Source organism: Microvirga sp. BSC39, from assembly GCF_000739015.1.
GTDB lineage: Bacteria > Pseudomonadota > Alphaproteobacteria > Rhizobiales > Beijerinckiaceae > Microvirga.
This window is the reverse complement of the sequence record NZ_JPUG01000021.1, coordinates 1-7,319: the sequence shown is the minus strand read 5'-3', so window position 1 is coordinate 7,319 and position 7,319 is coordinate 1. Positions and strand designations below refer to the sequence as shown.

Sequence of the window (7,319 nt, the reverse complement as noted above, 5' to 3'; positions counted from 1 at the left end):
GTAGGGGAACTTCCCAAGGACCCAGCAATTGACGGGTTTTCGCGAGCAGGAGCGCCCTTATGAGCCAGTCCGAGCAGGAACACATAGATCCACCTGGCACCGAAGCGGAGATGACGCCGCAGGCCGATCATGGCGAAACAAGCTACAAAGGTTGTGACAAGCTTGTCGGTCGCGTGGCCGTGATCACCGGCGGTGACAGCGGGATCGGCCGGGCGGTCGCGATTGCCTATGCTCGGGAAGGCGCCGATGTCCTGATCAGCTACCTGAACGAACAGGAGGACGAGGACGCCCGCGAAACGGCGCGGCATGTTGAGGCGGCGGGGCGCCGTTGCGTGCTGGTGCCGGGCGACATTGCCGAGGCTGCGCATTGCCGCGCCATCATCGACCGGGCGGTGAGCGAGTTCGGCCGCATCGACATCCTGGTGAACAACGCCGCCTTCCAGCGCACATATGAGAAGCTTGAGGACATCCCTGACGAGGAATGGAGCTATACGTTCCGCACCAATATCGAGGCCATGTTCCATCTCGCCAAGGCTGCTGTCCCCCACATGCGGCCGGGATCATCGATCATCAATACGACGTCGATCCAGTCGGATAAGCCCAGCCCCATGCTCTTGGCCTATGCCTCGACCAAGGGTGCCGTCTCGAACTTCACAGCCGGCTTGGCTCAAATGCTGGGCAGCAAGGGCATCCGGGTGAACGCAGTCGCACCGGGGCCGATCTGGACACCTTTGATCCCCTCCACCATGCCGGACGAGAAGGTGAAGAGCTTTGGCCAGGACACCCCGCTGGGCCGCGCCGGCCAGCCGAAGGAACTGGCTGGTATCTATGTTCTGCTTGCATCCGATGAGGGCAGCTACATGACAGGCGGCATCTACGCCGTGACGGGCGGAACCCCGCTGCTGTAGGAAAACCAGCAGCTCCTACGCCGCCGATGTGCTCCTGTACGGATTCGAACTGCCGGATGATCTTGATTGGGCATCCGGCCGCAGCAGCTCAGTCCGTTCAGGGTAGAGAGGAATATCGCGATGGTTCATCCGGCTCCGGGCACCTTGTGACATCAGTCCGGAACAGGCTCTTGGGTGTCGGACTTAGAGCTCTGAGGATGAATGTTTCTGCCGACAGGGGAAGGCCATTTCACCTGAGGAGCTTCGACATGCTCAGCGGCATCCGGATTCTCGATGTCGAGGATGAGTCTTCAGTCGCCGCCACCCTCGTCGACGTGATGGAGGATGCCGGAGGAGAGGTCATAGGCATCGCGCGCAGCGTGAGAGAGGCACGGCAGATGATCCGGACGCAAGGCCTCGATGCCGCGATTCTCGATCTCCATCTAAGCGATGGCGATGTCACGCCGGTTCTGGAGGCGCTCCAAGCCCGCAAGGCCCCGACGTTTGTCTATTCCGGCGGAGAGCTACCGGCCCACGTCAGGCAGCGGCATCCGGAACTCGTGGCCCTCCGCAAGCCGGTGCTCCCGGGCAGAATCGTAGCGGAAATTCTGCGAGCCCGCAAACAGAAGATCTAACTCATACCCATGCTTCGGAGCTTGTGCCTCCTTCCGGCCCGTCGGCAGATCAGGATCCGTCCGGTCTCCCTGTTCCAGCCACAAGGCGCTGAGTATGGGACCTCGGCAGGTGAAGGAGCCGGGTTCAAGCGCGTGATGAAGCATGGGTCCATGACCAGCGGACCTTCCCGACAATCTCAGCGTTGGTAGATCCTCAGTGCGTTTTCAGCGCAGTCAGACGTTCGGGCGACCCATGTATTTCCAGAACACGAAGACCACTCCGGCGGGAGGACAACCAACCGCTCCGCAGGCCATGCGCAAGTCCCGCGTTCTTGAGGGGCGCCCATACCCTCTTGGAGCCACATGGGATGGGCTTGGCGTCAACTTCGCCTTGTTCTCCGCCAATGCCACGAAAGTCGAGCTTTGTCTGTTCGAAGACAGCGGCGAGCGTGAGATCGAGCGGATTGAGCTGTCCGAGTACACGAACGAGGTCTGGCACAGCTACCTGCCGGATGCACGCCCTGGCACGATCTACGGCTATCGGGTTCATGGACCCTATGAGCCCGCCGCAGGCCATCGCTTCAATCCCAACAAGCTCCTTCTCGACCCCTATGCCAAGCAGATCGTTGGTCAGATCACCTGGAACCCGGCGCTGTTCGGCTACCAGATGGAGACGACCAACGATCTCACATTCGACACCCGTGACAGCGCACCCTTCATGATGAAGGCCCGCGTGATCGATCAGGCTTTCACCTGGGGCAGGAACCGCCCCCTGCAAACGGCCTGGGAGAAGACCGTCATCTACGAGGCTCATGTGCGCGGCTTCACCATGCGCAACCCGGCGGTGCGAGAAGAGCTGCGCGGTACCTATGCAGGTCTGGCCAGCCAGCCCGCGCTCGACTACATCCGTTCACTCGGCGTCACGGCTATCGAACTCCTGCCCATCCACACCTTCGTGGATGACAGTTACCTCGCCGAGAAGGAGCTCAAGAACTACTGGGGCTACAACACCATTGGCTTCTTCGCCCCGGCTCGCCGCTATGCGGCCAACTCAGATTTTGCGTTCGCCGAGTTCAAGGAGATGGTGAACCACCTCCACGACGCCGGCATCGAAGTGATCCTGGACGTGGTCTACAATCACACGGCTGAGGGCAACGAGCTCGGCCCAACCCTGTCGTTCAAGGGCATCGACAACGCTTCGTATTACCGGCTGGCGCCGGATCCCCGCTACTACATCAACGACACCGGCACAGGGAACACGGTCAACCTGAGCCACTCCCGTGTGCTGCAACTCGTGAGTGACAGCCTGCGCTACTGGGCGCAGGAGATGCACGTGGATGGCTTCCGCTTCGACCTTGCTACGATCCTCGCCCGGGAGCCGCACGGCTTCGATCAGGATGGTCGTTTCATGGATGCCTGTCAGCAGGATCCTGTGCTCAGCCAGGTCAAGTTGATCGCGGAACCATGGGACTGTGGCCCAGGAGGCTACCAGGTCGGGCGCTTCTCGCCGGGCTGGGCGGAGTGGAATGACCGCTACCGCGACACGGTGCGGGCTTACTGGAAGGGGGAGGAGGGCAAGCTGCCGGAGCTGGCTTCGCGCCTGACCGCTTCAGCGGATCTGTTCAACAGGCGGGGGCGCAAGCCTTGGGCCTCCATCAACTTCATCACGGCCCATGACGGGTTCACGCTCAACGATCTCGTGTCCTACAATGACAAGCACAACGAGGCGAATGGCGAGGGCAACCGGGACGGACACTCCGATAATCTCTCGACAAACTATGGCGTCGAGGGTCCTACCGACGATCCCACGATCCGCGAGCTGCGCTTCCGGCACATGCGCAACATGCTGGCGACCCTTCTCCTATCGCGTGGCACCCCGATGCTGCTGGCTGGCGACGAATTCGCACGCACGCAAGCCGGCAACAACAATGCCTACTGCCAGGATAACGAGATCTCCTGGCTGGACTGGGACAGGCTCGATCCTGATCAGCGATGCCTGGCCGAGTTCGTGCAGAAGCTGCTGGCCATACGGCGCGCCCTGCCCATGCTGCGCCGTGGGCGGTTCCTAACGGGCGAGTACGACGAGGAACTCGGTGTCAAGGACGTAACGTGGCTCACGCCCGCAGGAGACGAAATGACGGTTGACCACTGGGAGGATTCCAACGGGCGCTGCATGGGAGTTCTCCTGGATGGGCGGGCGCAGGAAGCTGGGGTGCGTCGGCTCGGGTCGGACTCGACGCTGCTCCTGATCTTGAATGGGCACGAGGACGTGGTGCCCTTCACCCTGCCGGAGGCGGTTGGAGGAAGGCGCTGGGTACGCCTGATCGACACCAACCGGGGTCAGGATGATGAACTTGAGGAATTCGATTTTGAGCATGTGTACGAGGTGACAGGTCGCTCGTTGCTGCTGTTCATCCTCAGGCCTGAGCGCCAAAGGGGGCAGCCGACGGATGCGGAGCGCTCCTTCCAGCATGTCGTCGAAGGGTTCGAGACCGTGACCTCCAGCCCGGTCGCGTTCCCCGCCCGCCCAGCGTCCGCTGCCGGTGGAAGTTGACGTGCCGCAGTTCGAGGGAAGGGTTGATCCGTAACCACCTCGAATGGGGCACCGCAACGCTCTTAACCGAGGCGCAATCGTCATCCGAGTTGTAGATCCGTGGAACGATATGGCAGTCGTTGACGAAGTTGAGGCTCTTGTAATCCGTTGTCCGGGTCTGACCGAGACCGAGATCGCTGTTGCTCTGTTCGGCGCGACCGGCTCACCGGCACGGGTCGCCAGAGCCTGCATGAGCTTGCTGAGGAGCCGCCGGCTCGAGCGCTGCGGGCGAGGAGGCAGGATCGACTCTTATCGCTACTTCCCGCAAGGAGCGCTCACTGTCCCGAGCTCACCGGTAAGGCGTCGGAGATACTTGCCGGAATTGTCTTGAGGCTCCTTACCGACCGAAACCGCGAACCCGACGCGGACCCTATGACGTTGGGCGCCAGCGCCACGCGCCGCTGAGTGTGAGCGTTGCTATTCGACCGTTGCGCAACACCTTATCGCTCGATCATCTCACGGATACGAATTGCGAGCGCTTCCACGGCAAACGGCTTGGTGATCATTTCCATGCCCTGCTCCAGGAAGCCGAGTAGAGCATGTATCTCTCACCCTGCTCATTGGTGACATTGTAGAAGAACGCACCGAACTGTGCCCCTGTCAGGGCCACACCGGCATCGGTCGCAACCTGGACCAGGGTGTCGAGATCGAGTTCCGAGGCAAGCTGCGAGCCAATCCGGTTGAGGATCTCCAGGCGCTCCTTCTCCCGCGCAAGTGCCTGCTGGGCGAGGTGGGTTTCCGTGACGTCATGGCCTTCGCAGAAGATGCCGATGATGCCGGTCTCATCGATCACCGGCTCATAGATGAAGTCGAGGACCACTTCCTTTGCAGGTACATCAGACGAGGCTTGCAGGCGGGCCGGGACATGGCTGGCTACAACGGAGGCAATCCCTTTCTCCCGTGTTGCAATGCGCAAGTGTCCTTCTTGTCGGCGCTTTCAACTTTACGGCACTGGGACCGGAATGATGTCTGGGGCTATGACCCGTATGGTCCGGCCTTGCCCAGGCAACGGCGAGGTCTTGGCTCCCGTGCTGCCGGTGGTTTCCGGACCCTCAAAAGTGGATCTCCGGAGGGCCGACGCGTCCATCACCAGTTTCTCTGACCGGTCTCGTTTGGCCTTGGGCCTCTTCAGGGCAGCGTTCGTCATCTGCTCGGAGAGGGCTTCCGTCACCAGGACGTCGCCCTTCTTGCGCTCGATCAAGGCTTCAGCCTTGCGCAGGGTATGGGCCCAGCTCTCATCCGGTCTCTTGCATGAGCAACTTGGATTATAGGCTTTCCGGTACCGCAGCGCGTTGGGCAGCTTCATGTACGGCTCGCCGGTCTGCGACACCGCCTCCTCGATGCCACCCTCACGAGGTGCATGAAAGACCAGGACTTCCGTGTTAGGGCACAGGGCGCTGCACAGAGCCGCCACACTTTCCTTGCCCTTGGGTTGGCTATCCAGGGGGAAGTAGCCCCCATCGCACGAGCGCACACACACCAGCCGTCCATGGCCTTGTAACTTGGCTGTTGGGAGAGCCTCAGGCTCGGCTGCGTCGCAGGCCCGGTTGATGGCGGCCCTGAGCTGACGCCTGCGCTCATCAACGGCGGAGGGATCCGCAGTCTGGCTGATGAGAGACTGGTAGCTGTCTTGCAGGGTACGGATCTGCCCGGCAATGGGACCACACTCTTCCGGGGAGCGAAAGAAGAAGCCGCCGCGATCACAGCCGATGGTGCGATAATACCCAGCCAGGCGCTCGATCTCGCGGGCGTGCCGCTGGGCATAGGCTTCGGCCCGGCGCCATGAGGCACCACTGCGGTTCAGGGAGGCGAGTTCGCCCTTGTACCGTTCGCAGGAGGATGCTTGGGCAAGAGCCGTATCGCGTCCAGCCAGAGGCAGCAGGATGCAAATCGCGAGTGGCAGCAGTGATCTCCAAAGGTGGCGGGATCGCGTCGGCATGCTTGTCCTCCCATGCCGAAGCACTGCAGCTCACTGGGCGATCCCACGATCCTGCCGGAGGGCGACCTTCTGCGACGCTTGGCCGATCATCAAGCCGACGATCAAAGCCACGGTTCCACCTCTAATGCTTTTGCGCTAATGGTGGCAGATCAGCCCAGCATATGGCGGGTGCGGAAGACTATTCTAGAAAGCTGTTGAGGCTGTCGCGCAGTCGGATGAGTTCATCCCTGAGCGCCTGGATCTCCTGGGCTGAGCGGCCACTGGCGCAGACCACGTTGTGCCGCGCCTTGGCGGCCTGCTCCTTCAGGCTGTGACCCTTAGGCGTGAGAATGATCCGCACTTGTCGCTCATCCTCAGGATCCCGCTGGCGGCGCACGATGCCGGCAGCTTCCAGTCGCTTCAACAGCGGGGTCAACGTGCCTGAGTCGAGATGAAGCCGCTCGCCAATGTGCTTCATCATCTGGTCGTCCTGCTCCCAAAGCACCAGCAGCACAAGGTACTGCGGGTAGGTGAGGCCGACCTGGTCCAGCCCCGGCTTGTACACGCGGTTGAAGGCCTGCGACAGGGAATAGGCGGCAAAACAAAGCTGCCGGTCGAGCTTAAGGCCATCTTCAATGGTGGCAAGGTCAAGCGGCTGCGGTTTGGCCAAGGTGTACTCCTGGAGCAATGATGTTCGTTAGCGTACCACTGAATAGCCCGTTAGTATAGTTGCGCGTCATTCAATTGCTCGGTAATGAATTTGAACCTGCACACCAGGGCAGGCCTCCACCCCAGCTTCCTGAGAGCCTGCCATGACCCGCATCCCCGCTCCCTTCCTGAGAGGCGTCGCTGTTTTGACCATCGGTGTCGCATTCCTGATCAGCCACGCAGCTCTTGCAGCGCCTCAGACGGGTGCCAAACCTGAGGCATCGATGCAGATGGCTGCCGTGGAGAACCATGACGGCGAGGAGAGCCTGCAAGATGTGCAGGGCCTCGCGTTGGCCGAGAACTGCTACCTCGAAGTGCAGAAGCATCGCACGCCTCAGGGCAAGGTCGTGTCCCGCATCGTGCATGAATGCGACTGAGGTGATGCGATGAACCGGATCCTCACCATGCGCAACCGCACACGTCGACCTGCGAACTACTTCAGACCTCCGGAGCCGCCGGACAGGGTCGAGACCGCTGCTCGTGTTCTCAGCGCCTTACTGTTGCTGGGCACAGCGGTGAGTGGAGGAGCCTTGTTCCTCCAGACCGCTGCCGCCCACGCAGAGCGGGAGACCGTGCAGGCTTCAGCGGTGCCGCAGGCC

The 7,319-nt window shown here is 61.5% G+C and carries 8 protein-coding genes; 5 read left to right on the top strand and 3 right to left on the bottom strand.

Features of this window, described 5'->3' with window-relative positions; genetic code table 11:
* Window positions 1–59: 59 nt before the first annotated feature.
* The 3 genes from MA07_RS01645 to glgX all read left to right on the top strand — a co-directional run bounded on the left by MA07_RS01645 (window position 60) and on the right by glgX (window position 4,055).
* On the top strand, window positions 60–908 hold the full coding sequence (locus MA07_RS01645) for an SDR family oxidoreductase (RefSeq protein ID WP_036346157.1): 849 nt from the start codon (window positions 60–62) through the stop codon (window positions 906–908).
* 248 nt (window positions 909–1,156) lie between these two features.
* Entirely contained in the window at window positions 1,157–1,522 is a 366-nt protein-coding gene (locus tag MA07_RS29910) for a response regulator (RefSeq protein ID WP_052002721.1), read from the top strand.
* Window positions 1,523–1,814: 292 nt separating this feature from the next.
* On the top strand, window positions 1,815–4,055 hold the full coding sequence (gene glgX / locus MA07_RS01635; protein WP_152568683.1) for a glycogen debranching protein GlgX: 2,241 nt from the start codon (window positions 1,815–1,817) through the stop codon (window positions 4,053–4,055).
* A gap of 541 nt (window positions 4,056–4,596) precedes the next feature.
* On the opposite strand, the gene MA07_RS30385 is transcribed toward glgX, so the two are convergent.
* The 3 genes from MA07_RS30385 to MA07_RS01620 form a co-directional block, all read right to left on the bottom strand.
* Complete coding sequence (locus MA07_RS30385) at window positions 4,597–5,010, bottom strand: hypothetical protein (RefSeq protein WP_200879304.1); 414 nt, start codon at window positions 5,008–5,010, stop codon at window positions 4,597–4,599.
* Between the two features lie 27 nt (window positions 5,011–5,037).
* Window positions 5,038–6,033, bottom strand: coding sequence for a DUF2865 domain-containing protein (locus MA07_RS01625; protein ID WP_052002719.1), 996 nt, complete (start codon window positions 6,031–6,033; stop codon window positions 5,038–5,040).
* Window positions 6,034–6,211: 178 nt separating this feature from the next.
* Window positions 6,212–6,682: a MarR family transcriptional regulator gene (locus MA07_RS01620; RefSeq protein WP_052002722.1), complete on the bottom strand. Its 471-nt coding sequence runs from the start codon at window positions 6,680–6,682 to the stop codon at window positions 6,212–6,214.
* Between the two features lie 142 nt (window positions 6,683–6,824).
* On the opposite strand from MA07_RS01620, the gene MA07_RS01615 reads away from it, so the two are divergent.
* Both MA07_RS01615 and MA07_RS30575 read left to right on the top strand, forming a co-directional pair.
* Window positions 6,825–7,097, top strand: a complete 273-nt coding sequence (locus tag MA07_RS01615; protein WP_036345701.1) for a hypothetical protein — start codon at window positions 6,825–6,827, stop codon at window positions 7,095–7,097.
* A 9-nt stretch (window positions 7,098–7,106) separates the two neighbouring features.
* A partial coding sequence (locus tag MA07_RS30575; protein ID WP_036346148.1) for a hypothetical protein occupies window positions 7,107–7,319 on the top strand: 213 nt, incomplete at its 3' end.